The sequence below is a fragment of the Microbacterium wangyouchuni genome (assembly GCF_054072595.1).
In genome coordinates, this window is record NZ_JBSVRM010000004.1 from 315,008 (window position 1) to 331,438 (window position 16,431).

Annotated in this window: 13 protein-coding genes; 6 read left to right on the plus strand and 7 right to left on the minus strand. The window is 63.7% G+C overall.

Going from position 1 to position 16,431, the window contains the following annotated elements:
- Positions 1-50: 50 nt before the first annotated feature.
- Entirely contained in the window at positions 51-491 is a 441-nt protein-coding gene (locus ACW5CM_RS08875) for a MarR family winged helix-turn-helix transcriptional regulator (RefSeq protein WP_439254255.1), read from the minus strand.
- 363 nt (positions 492-854) lie between these two features.
- Here ACW5CM_RS08875 and ACW5CM_RS08880 point away from each other — a divergent pair, with 363 nt between their 5' ends.
- Both ACW5CM_RS08880 and ACW5CM_RS08885 read left to right on the plus strand, forming a co-directional pair.
- On the plus strand, positions 855-3,374 hold the full coding sequence (locus ACW5CM_RS08880; RefSeq protein WP_457124790.1) for a tetratricopeptide repeat-containing protein: 2,520 nt from the start codon (positions 855-857) through the stop codon (positions 3,372-3,374).
- A 130-nt stretch (positions 3,375-3,504) separates the two neighbouring features.
- Complete coding sequence (locus tag ACW5CM_RS08885; RefSeq protein WP_457124791.1) at positions 3,505-5,529, plus strand: LPXTG cell wall anchor domain-containing protein; 2,025 nt, start codon at positions 3,505-3,507, stop codon at positions 5,527-5,529.
- A gap of 67 nt (positions 5,530-5,596) precedes the next feature.
- Here the strand turns inward: ACW5CM_RS08885 and uvrB are convergent, their stop codons facing one another.
- Complete coding sequence (gene uvrB, locus ACW5CM_RS08890; protein ID WP_438255376.1) at positions 5,597-7,672, minus strand: excinuclease ABC subunit UvrB; 2,076 nt, start codon at positions 7,670-7,672, stop codon at positions 5,597-5,599.
- A gap of 55 nt (positions 7,673-7,727) precedes the next feature.
- Here uvrB and ACW5CM_RS08895 point away from each other — a divergent pair, with 55 nt between their 5' ends.
- The gene (locus tag ACW5CM_RS08895; RefSeq protein ID WP_457124792.1) at positions 7,728-8,357 is read left to right on the plus strand and encodes a DUF4126 domain-containing protein; all 630 of its coding nucleotides are present in this window, start codon (positions 7,728-7,730) and stop codon (positions 8,355-8,357) included.
- On the opposite strand, the gene ACW5CM_RS08900 is transcribed toward ACW5CM_RS08895, so the two are convergent.
- The 3 genes from ACW5CM_RS08900 to rpsA all read right to left on the minus strand — a co-directional run bounded on the left by ACW5CM_RS08900 (position 8,314) and on the right by rpsA (position 11,689).
- Positions 8,314-9,531 (minus strand): MFS transporter, encoded by a 1,218-nt coding sequence (locus ACW5CM_RS08900; RefSeq protein WP_457124793.1) that lies wholly within the window; start codon positions 9,529-9,531, stop codon positions 8,314-8,316. The two genes, ACW5CM_RS08895 and ACW5CM_RS08900, sit on opposite strands and share 44 nt — an antisense overlap.
- Positions 9,528-10,127: a dephospho-CoA kinase gene (coaE, locus tag ACW5CM_RS08905; RefSeq protein ID WP_457124794.1), complete on the minus strand. Its 600-nt coding sequence runs from the start codon at positions 10,125-10,127 to the stop codon at positions 9,528-9,530. The genes ACW5CM_RS08900 and coaE overlap by 4 nt, the downstream gene beginning before the upstream one ends.
- A 98-nt stretch (positions 10,128-10,225) precedes the next feature.
- On the minus strand, positions 10,226-11,689 hold the full coding sequence (gene rpsA, locus ACW5CM_RS08910; RefSeq protein WP_438255372.1) for a 30S ribosomal protein S1: 1,464 nt from the start codon (positions 11,687-11,689) through the stop codon (positions 10,226-10,228).
- A gap of 210 nt (positions 11,690-11,899) precedes the next feature.
- Between rpsA and ACW5CM_RS08915 the strand changes: the two genes are divergently transcribed.
- Genes ACW5CM_RS08915 through ACW5CM_RS08925 form a run of 3 tightly spaced genes read left to right on the plus strand, consistent with a single transcriptional unit; the run spans position 11,900 to position 14,188 of the window.
- Positions 11,900-12,418, plus strand: coding sequence for a hypothetical protein (locus ACW5CM_RS08915; RefSeq protein ID WP_457124795.1), 519 nt, complete (start codon positions 11,900-11,902; stop codon positions 12,416-12,418).
- A complete protein-coding gene (locus ACW5CM_RS08920) occupies positions 12,412-13,230 on the plus strand; it encodes a hypothetical protein (protein ID WP_457124796.1) in 819 nt (272 codons plus the stop codon). The genes ACW5CM_RS08915 and ACW5CM_RS08920 overlap by 7 nt, the downstream gene beginning before the upstream one ends.
- Positions 13,231-13,267: 37 nt before the next feature.
- Complete coding sequence (locus ACW5CM_RS08925; protein WP_457124797.1) at positions 13,268-14,188, plus strand: 5'-3' exonuclease; 921 nt, start codon at positions 13,268-13,270, stop codon at positions 14,186-14,188.
- Between the two features lie 7 nt (positions 14,189-14,195).
- Here ACW5CM_RS08925 and ACW5CM_RS08930 read toward each other — a convergent pair whose 3' ends face one another.
- Positions 14,196-15,452 carry an MFS transporter gene (locus tag ACW5CM_RS08930; protein ID WP_457124798.1) on the minus strand — a complete coding sequence of 419 codons (1,257 nt, stop codon included), beginning with the start codon at positions 15,450-15,452 and terminating at the stop codon, positions 14,196-14,198.
- A complete protein-coding gene (locus ACW5CM_RS08935; RefSeq protein ID WP_457124799.1) occupies positions 15,440-16,426 on the minus strand; it encodes a PHP domain-containing protein in 987 nt (328 codons plus the stop codon). The genes ACW5CM_RS08930 and ACW5CM_RS08935 overlap by 13 nt, the downstream gene beginning before the upstream one ends.
- Positions 16,427-16,431: the final 5 nt, after the last annotated feature.

Below are 16,431 nucleotides of genomic sequence, written 5' to 3' on the forward strand. Positions count from 1 at the left end.
ACCCGGATCGGGTCTCGGTGAAGAACGGGGCATGCGTTCACCCTATGGGGTCACTGCTTCTCTACGCGTCCGGCAAACGGCGAAAGCCCTTCACGAAGCGTCGCAATCTGCTCAATACCCATGCTCACCGCGGCCATCACCTGGTGCGGCACATCGACGGCACGTGCACGGAGTTCGCGACCGGCTTCGGTGAGCGTGATGTCTAATCGGCGCTCGTCTTCGCGACTGCGCTCGCGCGCGACCAGTCCTTCTTTCTCCAGCCTCTTCAGCAGCGGCGATGCGGTAGCGGGATCAAGAGCAAGGTCAGCAGCCAGATCGTTCAGCGGTCGCGGCGAGCGCTCCCACAGTGCCAGCATCACCAGGTACTGCGGATGAGTGAGCCCGAGCGGCTCGAGAATCGGCCGGTAGATCGACACGACATTTCGGGCTGCTGTCACGAGGGCAAAGCACAACTGGTTCTCCAGCTTGAGCAGATCGTCAGAACTCGTCACATTTCGATTATACGTCTGCACTAATAGTTAGTACACTCAGCACTATGGAGAATCCGTCAGAGAGCGTGCCGCTTCGCACACGTATCCGCGAGGCGGGTGGGCTGTACCGCTGGTTCAATACGAACCTGATCCGCTTGGCGGGGCCTGCCGCGGTCGGCCCCTATGAAGCAACACCTCCTCCTACCCAAGCGCAACGCGCTGAGCGCGCGTGCCCGCTGTGCGGACAGGCGATGAACGCGCACGAAATCGATCGATCAGGGCCGAAGCCCCTGATGCGGTGCCCGTAGCTCGCACCACCGAGTACCCGCAGTATCGGTAACCTATGGCCAGCAGAGAGATTTATTCGCAGCTGGAGGGGTGACGATGATCGAGGTGAGCGAAGCGGTCGACTGGGATGCCGCACCGGAGGGCTTGGATCGGATCACCGCTGACCTGCGCGCCATGCGAAACGCAGCCGGCGCCCCGTCGTTCAACGAGATCACTCGACGCATCAGTGTTCTTCGCGAGCAGCGCGGTATTCCTCTGCACGAAAGACGTGTTGCCAGGAGCACCGTGTGGGCATCGTTCCAGGAGGGACGCCGGCGCCTTGACGCTGACGCCGTCGTCGAGATCGCGGCCGCCCTGGGACTACCTGAGCCGTTCCATGCCACCTGGGCGCAGCGTGTGCGTGCTGCTCGAACCGCAGCGGATGCTGCTTTCGTCGCCGTCGCCCGACCCCAGGCCCCCGTACCGGTACCCTCTTTCGCCGGCCGTGCGCGAGAAGTCTCTGCCACGGCCACTGCGCTGTCTGAAGACCGCCGAGTCTGGATCACCGGAATGCCTGGCTCCGGCAAGACGCAATTGGCGTTCATGGCCGTGCAGCAGCTCAACAGCGGCGGGAGTGTGTTTCTCGATCTGCGCGGGCGCAACGCCGAGTCTCCGCCGGTAGCCCCCGAGGCGGCTCAGCGCGCGATTCTTCGGCAGCTGAAGGTTGATGACAGCGCAACGAAGACCTCGGCCGACCGCGCGCATCTGATTCTCACTGCGCTCGCCGTGCAGGATTGTGCACTCATCCTGGACGATGCGGCTGACTACTCCCATGTCGATGCGATCATCGGGCCCGGTGGCACGGGTCGAGTCGTCGCGACAAGCCGGAGCCTCCATGAAGACGCAGACTGGCAGATGATCCGGCTGCTCGGACTCGACCAGAACGAGACCACGGCGCTGCTGCGCCGTTTCGCTCCGGGAGTCGACATCTCTGCGGCTGATTCCGAACGACTTTCGACGATCTCCGGCGGCTTGCCGCTGGCGGTCGCCCTGGTCGGTGCACGGCTGGCCACACACGCGGAGTGGACACTCGGCGAGCACATTGATCTCATGACCGAGCGGCTGAATTCTGACCGAGTCGATGATGAAGTGCGCGCGACACTGGAGCTGTCTTACGCCGAACTCGATGCACACGCCGCACAGCTGCTGCGCATCTTCGCTGATCTACCCATCGCCGAGATTGATGCGGAGAGCGCCGCGGCTGCGATCGAGACCGAGCCGGGCGCAGCGACCGTGCACATCGCTGCGCTGGCTGATGCCAACCTGGCCATTCGGCGCGACGATGATCGCATCGCTCTCCACGCGCTCGTGCGCGCATTTGCCCGCGAGCGCGCCAACGAAACGGATCCGCCGCGCATGCGCTCATCAGCATTCGAGCGGGTCGCGCTCCAGGCGACGCAGAAGACATGGGGAGCATACGCGACGATCGCTCGCAGCATGAGCGACAGCCCCCGCCGGAGCGACTTCGTATATCCGGAGCGCGATTGGACTGCAGATGAGGCTAGCGACTGGCTCTATTCTCAGCTGTCATCGCTGCTGGCGATGGCGCATGCGGCCCCAGAACGCGGACACCCGGAGATTCTCTTCCACCTGTCGGATGGGCTGAGTTGGTGGATGAACATCGCCGGCCGTACGACCGAAGCGCTGAGACTGCATCAGGCAGCTGCCGAGGTGGCTTCCGAGATCGGCGCTGGGCGGGCTCTGGCGACAAGCAGCCTGGATGCCGGCCAGCTGCTTCTGTACAGCGATGACCCGAGAAGCGCGCAGGCTCATTTCGATCGAGCCCGAATACTCGTTGATGAGACCGGACAGAACCCCGATCTGAGAATGGCGGGGCTTCTGACGAACATGTCAGCACTGGTGGATCTGCGGCTGGGGCAAGTTCCCGCTGCGATCGAGAAGCTGCAGCGCACAGTGCAACTGCATGAGAACAAGGACGACGAGGTCCCGCTGTGCCTGTCGGCGCTGGTAAATCTGGGACTCTCCTTGCATACCGCCGGGCGCTTCGATGAAGAGCGCGACACTGTTTTGCGGGGACTCGAGCTGGCCGTTTCTGTCGGACATCGTCTGTTCGAAGCGAATCTGCGAACGAACTATGCAACCGTCCTGCTGGAGTACGACCAGTTCGAGGAGGCGATCCTCTCAGCTGACGCAGCCCGGACGATCGCCGAGGAGCTCGGCCATCCGTATCTCACGGTATACAGCGAGGTGACCGCTGCGAAGGCGATGATGCGACTCGGTGACCCCACCGCGGCATTGGTCCGGGCAGAAGATGCGATTACAACGTCGCGCAGTCTGGGACAGCCGCTGGTGACGACGGAGGCGCTGATCCACTCGACACCCATCGCGCTGGCCGCCGGCGAGCACGATCGAGCGATGCGCATGCTCGACGAGGCCGAACCACAGCTCGGCGAGCAGGCCGACAACGTGCTGCGCGGTCGCCTTCTGCAGCTGCGCGCTGACAGCGCCACGGATCCGGCTGACCGCGACAAGCTGCTCCGCGCCGCCGTCGAGCAGTTCGAACTCGCCGGGTCGTATCTCGCGAACGACATCAGGGACCAGGTCGGAGCCCGCTGAGCCGAAACGGCTGGCGACGCTCGCGTTCCGATTCGTCCCGAATAGGAGCGCAACTGCTCCCCCTCTCGCCAGGATGTGCGTGATATGTGCCGTTGGCCGTGCACACCACGACCATCCACCGAGAGGGATCATGACATCATCACGTCGAAGCGCTCAGCGCTTCTTGCACCGCAGAAAGCTCGCACACCCCGCTGCCGTCACGATGGGCACGGGCATCGCATTCGCGCTTGTTCTCGCCTCGGCGTTGCCCGCCGCCGCCCTGGATGACTCGCAGCGCAACGCTGACGAGACCACTATCCCCGCACCAGCCGCCGCGCCCGCGGCAGCCGAAAAACTCGCTGGCGCCGCGGAGACCTTCGCCGTCCACGTCAATGCAGAAATCATCACGCAGGCGGAACTGGACATCGAGGGTCTCATCATCCAGGGCGTCGACTTCCCGGCAGGTTCCGAAGCGACCATCAGCATCCCTGGTGTCGTGTCAGAAACAGCCACTGTCGATGCCGACGGCTGGGTGTTCGCAACCCTGACCGCGCGTCTCGACGCTGGCAGCTACGTCGCGCGTATTTCAGCCGGCGGGATCACCCAGGAGACGGCCTTTGAAGTAACCGCGGGTGGTTACGAACCCTGGCTGTATCTCGAGGGCGAAGACGGCATCGCGCAGTGGGACATCAAACACAGCGGCATGCTCACCACCGGTGACGGGTTCCCCACGGATGCCACGCTCGATGTCCTGATCGACGGGGTCGCAGAGCACCAGGTCACGTCCGATGAGGCGGGTTACACCGAGTTCACCATCAGCGGCGAGTTCTCGGTCGGCGAGTACGACCTCACGCTCGCGGCAGCCGATGTGGAGGCATCCGCTTCACGGACTTTCGTCGTCGATGACGATGCTGATTGGTACTCCGGCTGGGATCAGCCCACTATCTCAGCGTCTGCGTTTGTCGTCACAGAATCAGAGCTCGCCGCCACCGCACTGGTTATCGACGGCGAGGGGTTCCCCGACTACGCCACCGTTGAACTGACGGTGGATGATGGTGCTCCGACGGCTGTCCGCGCCGATGTCCTCGGCGACGTCGAGGCAGAGGTGTCCGGTCCGCTCAGCGTGGGCGAGCACACCGTCACACTCACACACCCCGTTGGCACCGCATCGGTGACCTTCAGCGTCGTGCCCGATGAGCAGGGTGCTTTCCCCGCCCCCGGAATCTACGAGGGCACATCACGGCAGACGCACGCGAGCAGCAATGAGATGAGTGACCCGGAAGTTCGGCCGTTCTCTCTTGAGGTGAATGATTCGGGCGCGATCACCCTGGTGACGGGCGAATACTGGTGGGCCTGCGTCACTGCCGGCTACCACGGATCGGGCTTCGATGACTTCTCGACGGATCCGATTCCGACAACGCCCGTAACTGTCGGCCAGCCCTTCGAGATCGATTGGGAGGGGATCGCGATGACCTTCAAGCTACACGGCACCATCAATGCTGACGGCTCCGCGAGCGGACGAATCTGGGCAAACCTCGGCGTATGCGGTTCGTCGATCCTCGATTGGACTGTGCAGGGAGAAGCTGCCCCGCAGCCAGTCGACCCGCAGCCAGTCGACCCGGACCCGACCGAGCCCGACCCGACCGAGCCGGATCCCACGGAGCCCAAGCCGACCGAGCCGGACCCCACGGAGCCCAAGCCGACCGAGCCGGACCCCACGGAGCCCAAGCCGACCGAGCCCTCACCAACCGCACCAGTGGCGGACTACCCGGCACCGGCCGAGGATCAGTTGACGGACGCCACGCTGGGCGAGATCACCACGGTCACCACCGCTCAGGCGGGCCAGACCATCACGGTGCACTTCGCTGGTGACCGGGCTGGTCAGAGCGCTGGCATGTGGCTGCTCTCGACGCCGTCGCCGCTCGGTGTGAAGACGGTGTCCGCCGAAGGCACGGTACAGATCACGCTGCCGAAGAATGTCACCGGAACTCACCGGATCGCAGCTGTTGCGGCTGACGGAACCGTTATCGGATGGCAGCAGATCACGATCACAGCGGCAGAAGACGAGCCGGGGCTGGCCGCCACCGGCGGTGAGGTGTCTTCTGCACTCATCTCGATCGCGGGGCTTACCGTGATCGCCGGAGCGTTGCTGATGCTGCGCCGTCGCACCGCCTGATCGATCGACTGGTAAGTGAGGCTTGTGCCCTGGAGTTTCTTCGGGGCACAAGCCTCACTTGTTTAGCTCAAGCGTGGCCCGCACGCTCCATCGCCCGCAGCTCCTTCTTCATATCTTGCACTTCATCGCGTAGGCGACCGGCGAGCTCGAACTTCAGCTCTGCCGCAGCCGCAAGCATCTGGTTCGACAGATCCTCGATCGTCGCCTCCAGCTGCTGCGCACCCTCTGCCGCGATTCCCTGGCGTCGCAGCCCCGGAGTCGGGCTCTTGCCTTTGCCCGATCTCGCGTTCCCTCTGCCGCGCAGCATCTCCTGCGTGTCAGATGCTTCCCTCGCCAGGACGTCAGTGATGTCGGCGATGCGTTTGCGCAGCGGCTGCGGGTCGATCCCGCGCTCCAGGTTGTACGCAACCTGCTTCTCGCGCCGACGATCGGTCTCGTCGATTGCTTTCGCCATCGAATCGGTGATCCGGTCGGCATACATGTGCACCTGCCCAGACACATTTCGTGCTGCACGGCCGATTGTCTGGATGAGGGAGGTCCCCGATCGAAGGAACCCCTCCTTGTCAGCATCCAGAATCGCCACGAGAGATACCTCAGGCAGATCCAGGCCCTCACGCAGCAGGTTGATGCCGACCAGCACGTCGTACACACCCGCCCGCAACTCGCTGAGCAGTTCTACGCGTCGAAGGGTGTCGACATCCGAGTGCAGATATCGCACCCGCACACCATGTTCGCCGAGGAAGTCGGTTAGCTCCTCTGCCATCTTCTTCGTCAGCGTCGTGACCAAAACACGTTCATCGCGCTCGACGCGCACGCGGATCTCTTCCAGCAGATCGTCGATCTGCCCCTTGGACGGCTTCACGATGATCTCAGGATCGACCAGTCCGGTCGGACGGATGATCTGCTCGACAACGCCATCGGCGATGCCCATCTCGTACTTCCCTGGCGTGGCCGAGAGGTAGACCGTCTGCCCGATGCGGTTCTTGAATTCGTCCCAGCGCAGGGGGCGGTTGTCCATCGCGCTGGGAAGTCGGAACCCGTGTTCCACCAGAGTGCGCTTACGCGATGCATCGCCCTCGTACATCGCTCCGATCTGCGGCACAGTCGCATGGGACTCGTCGATCACCATCAGGAAGTCGTCGGGGAAGAAGTCCAACAGGGTGTGCGGCGGCTCTCCCGGTTCACGGCCATCCATGTGGCGCGAGTAGTTCTCGATTCCGGAGCAGAATCCCAGCTGCTGCAGCATCTCCAGGTCAAACGTCGTGCGCATGCGCAGTCGTTGCGCCTCAAGCAGCTTTCCTTGGCGCTCGAACTCGGCCAGGCGCTGTTCCAGCTCAGCTTCGATGGTTCCGATCGAGCGCTGGATGACATCTGTTCCGGCGACATAGTGCGAAGCGGGGAAGATGGGCACCGCGTCGAGTTTTTCGATGACCTCACCGGTGAGTGGATGCAGCGAGTACAGCGCCTCGATCTCATCGCCGAACAGCTCGATGCGGATCGCCGTCTCCTCGTAGACGGGAATGATCTCGATCGTGTCGCCGCGAACACGGAAGTTGCCGCGCGAGAAGTCGACGTCGTTGCGGTTGTACTGCATCGCGATGAACTGGCGGATGAGAGCGTCGCGGTCATAGCGCTCCCCCACCTGGAGCGCGACCATGGCTCGCAGATACTCTTCCGGCGCGCCGAGGCCGTAGATGCAGGACACCGTCGAGACCACGACGACATCGCGCCGCGACAACAGCGAGTTGGTCGTCGAGTGCCGCAACCGCTCGACTTCGGCGTTGACTGAGGAGTCCTTCTCGATGAACGTGTCTGTCTGCGGTACGTAGGCCTCAGGCTGGTAGTAGTCGTAGTACGACACGAAGTACTCGACGGCGTTGTTCGGCATGAGTTCACGGAACTCATTCGCCAGCTGCGCCGCCAGGGTCTTGTTGTGCGCGAGCACCAGAGTCGGGCGCTGAACCTGCTCGATCAGCCAGGCAGTCGTCGCCGATTTTCCGGTACCTGTCGCGCCGAGCAGCACCACGTCGGTCTCACCCGCGTTGATACGCGCGGCCAGTTCAGCGATCGCCTGCGGCTGGTCACCGGCCGGGGCATAATCGCTGATCACCTCGAACGGACGGACGCTGCGCGTGGGTTGCATACTTCCAGCGTAAGCGCAGCCTCAGACATCGGCATCGCGCATCTAGAGTAGGGCTGTGATCGAGTTTCTGATCGGCTCCAGCCTTGCAGCATCCGCTGGTCTGAACGCGTGGATGCCGCTGTTCCTGCTGGGACTGGCCGACCGCTTCCTGCCCGCTGTCGAGCTGCCCTCCGGCTGGTCGTGGATCGCCAGCGACATTTCCCTGTGGGTACTCGGCACACTGCTGATCCTCGAGGTCGTCGCCGACAAGATCCCAGCCATGGACTCGATCAACGATGTGATCCAGAGCGTTCTGCGTCCAGCATCCGGTGGAATCGTGTTCGGCGCCGGATCCAGTGCGCAGACTCTCGCCGTCGATGACCCGTCCGCATTCTTCTCCGAGAACACCTGGGTGCCGATCATCACCGGCATCGTCATCGCGCTCATCGTGCACGTGGTCAAGTCGACCTCCCGCCTTGCAGCGAACACCGTCACGGGCGGACTCGCCGCCCCGGCTCTCAGCACGGCCGAAGACGGAGCGTCCTTCCTGCTCGCGGCCCTCGCCATCGTGGTGCCGATTCTTGCCGGACTGCTCCTGATCGCACTGATCGTCGCGGTCGTCATGTTCTTTCGCCGACGTCGACGCAAGCGCGAGCGCCGAGTCACCCCGCCGGACGGTCCGAACGCAGTAGCACCGTCGCAATAGTGGCGGCGAGCACGGCCATCGCGATCACCACGGTGAGAAACCAGCCCCAGCCGGCTTGGCCGAAGACCATGCCCAGAATCCAGCCGAACAGGCTCGATCCGGCGTAGTACGCAAAATAGTAGAGCGATGGCGCCTGCGCCCGAGTCTCCGCATCCGCGATTACCGGTGCCCAACTGGACGCGATCGCATGTGCTCCGAAGAATCCGGCAGTGAAGACGACGAGTCCCGCGAGGATCACGATCGGATGAGGTACGAGCATGAGCAGCACGCCGCTCAAAAACACGCCGATCGATCCGAGCAGAACGGTGCGACGCCCGACCCTGCTCGCGAGCGCCCCCGCCCACGGCGAGGAGAGCGTGCCGGCGAGGTACGCGAGGAACAGAAGCGTGACCAGCCACACAGGCAACAGGAACGGCGGCGCTATGAGATAGAACCCCAGATAGTTGTATACCGCGACAAAGGCCCCCATCAGCAGAAACCCCTGGGCGTACAGGGCCAGCAGCGGGAGGGAGCGCAGCGGACGGATAAGCCGAGTCAGCATGCCCGGACCAGCATCCGCACGCTTGCGACCAGGAATGAACCTTCGCGCACGTGGAACCAGCCGGAGAAACAGCACTGCCGCGAACGCGCAGAAAACGATGACGCTCCACACGCCGACGCGCCAATCGAAAAGCTCGCCCAGCGGGCCTGCGATCAGACGCCCGGAAAGACCTCCGACTGTGGTGCCGGCGGTATAGCTGCCAGCGGCGGCCGCGACGTGACCTGCGCGGATCTCCTCGCTGAGATAGGCCAGGGCCACGGCTGGAACAGCCCCAAGTGCCAGCCCCTCCCCCAGGCGCAGCACGAGGAGTACCGCGATCTCGGTACTCAGCGGCGCAGCCAGACCGAGCACCGTCGCGGCGATGATTCCGATCGCCATCGCCGGAACACGGCCGATCCGGTCGGCGACGAGAGACCACGGGATGACCGCTGCGGCAATGCCCAGTGTCGCCGCCGAGATGCTCAGCGCGGCTGTCGACGGTGCCACTCCCAGGTCGGATGCGATCTGCGGGAGCACAGCCTGCAACGAGTACAGCTGGGCAAACGTCGCCACCCCCGCGAAGAACAGTCCCCAGATCAGCCGTCGGTAGGAGCGCGTCCCGCGGCTGTGGCCCGTGAACTCTTCGGCATTCACCCCGCCTCGAGCTGCTTCCAGAGAGCATCCGTCTGCTGATAGGTCTGCTCCATCGTGCCCGCGGTGTCAATCACGACATCCGCGATAGCAAGGCGTTTGTCGTCGGAGACCTGCGCGTTGATGCGGTCCTGGGCTGCGTGCGGCTCCATGCCACGCAGTTCGATCAGCCGGCGCAGCCGATCCTCGGCCGGCGCGTGCGCAACCACGATCATGTCCCACGGGTCATCGACACGCGCTTCCACCAACAGCGGCACGTCGTATACGACGACGGCGGATGCGTCATCGGAGAATGCCGCATCCATTCGGCGCTGCGATTCCACACGCACCGCAGGATGCACGATGCCGTTGAGGCGTGCAAGTGCGTCCTGATCGGAGAACACTCGTTCTCCGAGGGCGGCCCTGTCCAGCGCACCGGATGCGTCGATGACGTCGGTCCCGAACGTCGCTGCGATCTCCTGGAGCACCGCAGAGCCGGGAGCTTGCACGTCACGCACGATCTGATCCGCGTCGATGACGACAGCGCCGTGTTCTTCGAGACGGCGAGCGATCGTGGACTTCCCGGATGCGATTCCGCCGGTCAGCGCGATGAGAGGCATGTTTACATCCTGGCACGCGGATGCCGCAGCATCCGCCCCGGAGAATGCGAAACGGACCGCCACCCGAAGGTGACGGTCCGTTTCAGAAGAGGCGTGGCTTACGCGTTGCCGCCCGAGAGCTTCTCGCGGAGAGCCGCGAGAGCTTCGTCGTCAGCAAGCGTGCCGGCACCGGACGAGTCGCTCGTGAACGACTGACCAGCGGCAGCGCCGAAGTCGTCGCCCGCAGCGGCCTCGGCCTCGGCTGCCTTGGCAACCGCAACCTTGTGAGCTTCCCAGCGAGCCTGGGCTGCAGCGTATTCCTGCTCCCATGCCTCGCGCTGAGTGTCGAAGCCTTCCTTCCAAGCACCGGTCTCGGGGTCGAAGCCCTCGGGGTACTTGTACTCGCCGTTCTCGTCGTACTCGGCAAGCATGCCGTACAGAGCCGGGTCGAACTCGGTGCCGTTGGGATCAACCGACTCGTTGGCCTGCTTGAGCGACAGCGAGATACGACGACGCTCGAGGTCGATGTCGATGACCTTGACGAAGACCTCTTCACCAACGGAAACGACCTGCTCGGCCAGCTCAACGTGCTTGCTGGAGAGCTCGGAGATGTGAACGAGGCCCTCGATGCCATCTGCGACGCGAACGAACGCACCGAACGGAACGAGCTTGGTGACCTTGCCCGCTGCGATCTGACCGATCGCGTGCGTGCGGGCGAAGACCTGCCACGGGTCCTCCTGCGTCGCCTTCAGCGACAGGGAGACGCGCTCACGGTCGAGGTCGACCTCAAGGATCTCGACGGTGACCTCCTGGCCAACCTCGACAACCTCGGATGCGTGCTCGATGTGCTTCCACGACAGCTCGGAGACGTGAACGAGACCGTCAACGCCGCCCAGGTCGACGAACGCACCGAAGTTGACGATCGACGAGACCTGACCCTTGCGGACCTGGCCCTTGTGCAGGTTGTTGAGGAAGTTCGAGCGCGACTCGGACTGCGTCTGCTCGAGCAGTGCACGGCGCGAGAGAACCACGTTGTTGCGGTTCTTGTCGAGCTCGAGGATCTTCGCCTCGATCTCCTGGCCCAGGTACGGGGTCAGGTCGCGGACACGGCGCAGCTCGATGAGCGATGCCGGCAGGAAGCCACGGAGTCCGATGTCGACAATGAGTCCACCCTTGACGACCTCGATGACCGTACCGGTGACGACGCCGTCGTCTTCCTTGATCTTCTCGACATCGCCCCAAGCGCGCTCGTACTGTGCGCGCTTCTTGGACAGGATCAGACGGCCTTCCTTGTCCTCCTTCTGGAGAACGAGAGCCTCAACCTCGTCGCCGACCTTGACGACCTCGTTGGGGTCAACGTCGTGCTTGATGGAAAGTTCGCGGGAGGGGATGACACCCTCAGTCTTATAACCGACGTCGAGCAGAACCTCATCGCGGTCGATCTTGACGATCGTGCCTTCGATGATGTCGCCGTCGTTGAAGAACTTCAGAGTCTTCTCGACCGCGGCCAGGAAGTCCTCAGCAGATCCGATGTCGTTGATGGCGACCTGCTTGGTGGCCGGGGCGGTCGTTGCGCTAGTCATGTAGTGGGTTGTCCTTGTTGGGTGGTTACTCGGGCCTCAGCAGTGCTCACGCACAGGTGTGTGAGCACGAGAAGCGGATGGATTGGTTCTCAGCCACTTTGACATGCGGTTGCCTGCCAAAGGTGACACCTCAGAATATCAGAGAAAACACAGACCAGGACCTGTGGATAACTTCGACGCGGTATCAAGGGTTCACGTTAGCGTGTGCGAGTGACTTCCCTGCGCTCAAGGACGAACCGATATCGGATGCTGGCGCTGCTGACCCTGGCGGCGGGCACACTGTGCGCCTGCACACCGACTCCCGCGCCGAGCCCGACGCCAACGGCCGCGTTCGCCAATGAAGAAGAAGCATTCGCCGCGGCGGAAGAGGTTTATCGGGCCTACAACGATTCGAGCAACGAAGGCTCCGGCGCGTCAGATTTTCTCACCGGGGCGGCGCTAGAAAGTGATCTTGAAGCGCAAAGATACCTCAAGCAAAACGAGCTCTCGCTTCGCGGCGATAGCGTGATCGTCTCGTTCAACGGAACTGATTCAACTCTTGGCAGTCCGACGAACAGAATTACCGCACAAGTTTGTTTGGACGTCAGCCAGTCCCGTGTCCTCGATGCTCAAGGAACTGACGTGACTCCTGAGGAGCGGGCCGATCGTTGGCTACTTGACATCACATTTGTCGGCACGGCTGATGAACTTTCGATTTCCGATTCAACAGCCGGCGACATTGCATGCTGACACTCATCGCACTTCTACTCTTCTCCCCGCTCAACACCGCTCCGGCACACGGCGCGTGTTCAACGGAACTAATCAAAGCGGGCCTGTGCTCCCCCACGGACGGTAGCGAAGTCGTCATCGGCGGAACCGAGGTGGTTCCGGGTTCGCCGCCGGGCCATAACCCCGGCAGGCCGATTGGCAATGATGGGCCGAATCCTGCGCCCGTTCCTATCTCTCCCCCGATCGACCAAGACTTCGTCGATTGCCTCGACGACTGGGACTCCTATATCCGCTGCTTCGAGCGCACCAATGAAGACGTCGAGCCTGATGAAGAAGACGTCGTCGAGATCCCGACTGTCACGATCAACGATGTCGTGCGCTTCGCCCCGCACGGTTCGCTCATCGCCGGCGAGCCGGACAACGTCGGCGTCGTGGGGCTTCCGACCAACTTTGTCGCTTCGGCTGACGAGCACACGGTGTCCGGTGAGCTGTTCGGCTATCCCATGGTCGTGCGATTCACGCCAGTGGGATTCGACTTCGACTACGGCGATGGAGCGACCACGACAACTTCCACCGGCGGGCTGAGCTGGGACGCACTCGGCGCAGCCCAGTTCACACCGACGGAGACGAGTCACACCTACGCCGCACGCGGCATCTACGCGGCCGACGTCTCGGTTCGATACACGGCCGCCGTCGACTTCGGTATCGGCTGGTTCCCCATCACCGGCGAGGTGACGTCGACCGGCGCAGCGCAGGAGATCAGGATCTTCGAGGCACACACCGCCCTCGTTGCGCACACATGCGAACAGGATCCGCGCTCCCCCGGCTGTTGACCCGGACGACGTCGCACCCCTGTGCCATGCTGATTTCATGAGCGACAAGCTGATGCTGCTGGACACCGCCTCCCTCTACTTCCGAGCGTTCTACGGTGTGCCCGACAAGGTGAAATCGGCGGACGGCACCTCGGTGAATGCAGCACGCGGCCTGCTCGACATCATCGCCAAGCTCGTCAAGCTCTACGAGCCCACTCACATCGTCGCGTGCTGGGACGACGATTGGCGCCCGCAGTGGCGCGTCGACCTGATCCCGAGCTACAAGGCGCATCGTGTCGTCGAGCTCGTCGCAGCGGGCCCCGACATCGAAGAGGTTCCCGATCCACTCGAGGCGCAGCTGCCGATCATCCGCGAAGCGCTGCGACTTCTCGGCATCCCGATCATCGGTGTTGCCCAGCACGAGGCGGATGACGTCATCGGCACGCTCGCCACTCGCTCGACGATGCCGGTCGACATCGTCACCGGAGACCGCGACCTCTTCCAACTGGTCGACAACGATCGCGGCATCCGCGTCATCTATACCGCACGGGGAATGAGCAATCTTGAGATCGTCACCGACGAGACCGTCGTGAAGAAGTATGGTGTGCTGCCATCGCAGTATGCCGACTTCGCGACGCTGCGCGGCGATGCATCCGATGGGCTACCCGGCGTTACGGGCGTCGGAGACAAGACCGCAGCGACACTGCTGCAAGCGCACGGCGATATCGCTGGCGTCCGTGCCGCAGCCGAAGCCGGGGAGGGAATGAGCGCCGGCATCCGCGCGAAGCTGCTCGCAGCCTCCGGCTATCTCGATGTCGCGCCGACGGTCGTCGAAGTCGCGCGAGGTCTCGACATCAACTGCCCAAGCTACCCCGTGCGTGCACTCGATCCTGCCGATGCCGACGCCGCCACTGATCTGGCTGAGCGCTGGAACCTCGGTTCCTCTATGGACCGCGCCATCGCGGCGCTCGGGCGTTGACTCCAGCTCAGGCTCGTCGGAACGCGACGAACATCGCAGACACGAGAGCGGTCGTATAGACAGCGGCGACAATGAGCATTGTGATCAGCGGCAGCTGCCAATCACCGGTGCTCTCGTTCAACGCGCCCATGATCGGCGCGCTGAACGCCGCAAGAACATATCCCCCACCCTGCACAAATGCAGACATGGTCGCAGCCTCCGGTGCCGAGCGCGACGCGCGGATCAGCCCAGTGAAGATCAGAACGAATCCGCTCGAGTGAGCGATCGCGCCGAAGGCCGCCCAGATGCCCGCCAGCTCCGGAGCGAACAGCATCCCGAGCACCATCGTGGCGAAGCACACCCCCATGAGCACAGCCGACGGCACCGCCCCGACGTATCGCAGCAGAGCCGGAGCCAGAAAGGCGCCGGCGATCGCCACGCCCTGAAACAGTGACGCCAGCGCGCCAGCGGCCGCGGCATCAACTCCCGTCTTGTCCATCAGGATCGTCGGCAGCCACGTCGACATTGCGTAGTAGATCGCTGATTGCGTTCCGAACGCGGCGAACAGCAGCCAGACGATCGGCCGGCGAACCGTTGCCGCGACGCGGTTATCAACGATGACGGGCATCGGTCCGGTGATCACCTCAGCATCCACGTTCGAAAGCCCCGGCTGCGGCGCCGATCCGGAGAGCCGCTCCGCAGACCGCGTCGCTCCGCGCGATCGCATGATGTGCACCACCCACAGAGCGATGCCGGCAACGGTGAACACGCCCCACAGGAGAAGCGCGAGCCTCCATCCGGTGAACGCCGCCAGCGGCACCGTCCCCAGCGCAGTGATGAGCGAGCCGATGTTCATCGTCGCCGTGTATGCCGCCGTCGTTATCGCCGTGCGCTCGGGAGGCAGATCGCGGCGGATGATGACCGGGATCACGACGTTTCCGATCGTGATCGCCGCCCCCATGATGAACATGCCGGTGAGCATCGGCCCGAACCCGGGCAGGGCACGCACGAAGGTGCCCACCAGCACACCGCCGAGGGTGAGCAGAAGTGCGAGCTCCGCGCCGGCGCGCCTGATCAGAAGCGCCGCGAAAGGCGTCAGCGCCGCGAACATGATGATCGGCGCCGTGGTGAGCAAACCCGCCGACGCCGCACTGATATTCAGATCATCGATGATGTCGGGGAGCACCGGAGTCAGCGCGATGATGGGGGAACGCAGGCTCAGCGCCGCCACCAGGATTCCGGCGAGAACGAGCCAGGGAAACGCGCGCCGTGTCATGCCGCCCATGCCCACAGCCGCTCCACGCCCCAGGTCGTGACGATCCGCTCCGCCGGAACACCAGCCTGCTCGGCGCGCTCGGCACCGTAGTCCAGCAGGGAAAGCTGTCCGGGCGCATGGGCATCAGAATCGAGTGCGAACAGGCATCCGGCATCCAACGCCAGGGCGATCAGTTCATCCGGCGGATCTTGCCGCTCTGGGCGCGCATTGATCTCCACCGCCACCGCGTTCTCGGCGCAGGCGTCGAACACTGCCCGCGCGTCGAACTGCGACGGAGGCCTGGTTCCGCGCTCGCCTTGCACGAGACGCCCAGTGCAGTGTCCGAGCACGTTCACCCGCGGATGCGAGACAGCAGCGATCATTCGCGCTGTCATCGAGCCGGCATCCATGCGTAATTGTGAATGTACGGATGCCACGACGATATCGAGTTCCGTCAGAAGCTCCGGGTCCTGATCGAGTTCGCCATCATTCAGAATGTCGACCTCGATGCCGGCCAGCATGGTGAAGGTCTCGGTCGATGCGGCCCTGACCTGCGGAATCTGCTCTCGCAGTCGCTCGGGGGAAAGCCCGCGTGCAACCCTGAGCCGCGGTGAGTGGTCGGTGATCGCGAGATACTCGTGCCCGAGTGCTCGCGCAGCATCCGCCATCGTCTGGATGGACGTCGTACCGTCTGACCAGTCGGTGTGCGCGTGCAGATCGCCGCGCAATCTGCCCCGAAGTTCAGACGTGCGCTGCGGCGCCACCTCACCGCGGAGCGAGATCAAATACTCCGGGACATGACCTGCTTGCGCCTGCTGAATCACGGCGAAGGTCGATTCTCCGATGCCGGCAGCCGCGCGAAGGCGGGTCGGATCGTTCCGCACCGACTCCGCAAGGGACTCGTAGGTGGCGGCCGCCTGGCGAAAAGCCTTCGCCCGATAGCGCGATGCTCGTTCGCGCTCCAGGAGCGTCGCGATCTCGAGCAGAGCGGCTAGGGCATCCATGACAT

Excerpts from the sequence above, each read along its gene's own strand:
- ACW5CM_RS08880 (WP_457124790.1), top strand. The coding sequence starts at position 855 with ATGATCGAGGTGAGCGAAGCGGTCGACTGGGATGCCGCACCGGAGGGC.
- ACW5CM_RS08885 (WP_457124791.1), top strand. The coding sequence starts at position 3,505 with ATGACATCATCACGTCGAAGCGCTCAGCGCTTCTTGCACCGCAGAAAG.
- uvrB (WP_438255376.1), bottom strand. The coding sequence starts at position 7,672 with ATGCAACCCACGCGCAGCGTCCGTCCGTTCGAGGTGATCAGCGATTAT.
- coaE (WP_457124794.1), bottom strand. The coding sequence starts at position 10,127 with ATGCCTCTCATCGCGCTGACCGGCGGAATCGCATCCGGGAAGTCCACG.
- rpsA (WP_438255372.1), bottom strand. The coding sequence starts at position 11,689 with ATGACTAGCGCAACGACCGCCCCGGCCACCAAGCAGGTCGCCATCAAC.
- ACW5CM_RS08920 (WP_457124796.1), top strand. The coding sequence starts at position 12,412 with ATGCTGACACTCATCGCACTTCTACTCTTCTCCCCGCTCAACACCGCT.
- ACW5CM_RS08925 (WP_457124797.1), top strand. The coding sequence starts at position 13,268 with ATGAGCGACAAGCTGATGCTGCTGGACACCGCCTCCCTCTACTTCCGA.
- ACW5CM_RS08930 (WP_457124798.1), bottom strand. The coding sequence starts at position 15,452 with ATGGGCGGCATGACACGGCGCGCGTTTCCCTGGCTCGTTCTCGCCGGA.
- ACW5CM_RS08935 (WP_457124799.1), bottom strand. The coding sequence starts at position 16,426 with ATGGATGCCCTAGCCGCTCTGCTCGAGATCGCGACGCTCCTGGAGCGC.